Genomic DNA, 441 nt, shown 5'->3' on the forward strand with positions numbered 1-441 from the left:
GGCCAGCCTGGCCCCCTGGAGCACGTTGAGGCCGATGCCGCCGGTGCCGATGACCACGACGCTGTCGCCCCGGTCGACCTTCGCCCGGTTGAGGACCGCGCCGACACCGGTGAGCACCCCGCAGCCGATCAGGGCGGCGGAGGTGAGGGGCAGGTCGGCCGGGATCCTGACGGCCTGGACGGCGCGCACCACCGTACGTTCGGCGAAAGCGGAGTTGGAGGCGAACTGGAACACCGGCTTCCCGCCCCGCGAGAACGGCCGGCCGGGCCGCCCGATCGCCTTGCGGCACATGGTCGGCCTGCCCCGGTCGCACTGGGCGCAGGCCCCGCAGTTGGCGAGGGTGGAGAGCGCGACGTGATCACCGGGCCGTACGTGGCCGACGCCCGGCCCGACCGCCTCCACCACGCCCGCGCCCTCGTGGCCGAGCACGACGGGGACCGG

Annotated in this window: 1 protein-coding gene; it reads right to left on the minus strand. The window is 75.3% G+C overall.

The features are described 5' to 3' along the window. Positions 1-441: alcohol dehydrogenase catalytic domain-containing protein (locus AC0AIB_RS31360; protein ID WP_465098104.1), on the minus strand; the 441-nt coding region annotated here is incomplete at both ends.

Source organism: Micromonospora sp. DSM 43699 (assembly GCF_055517075.1).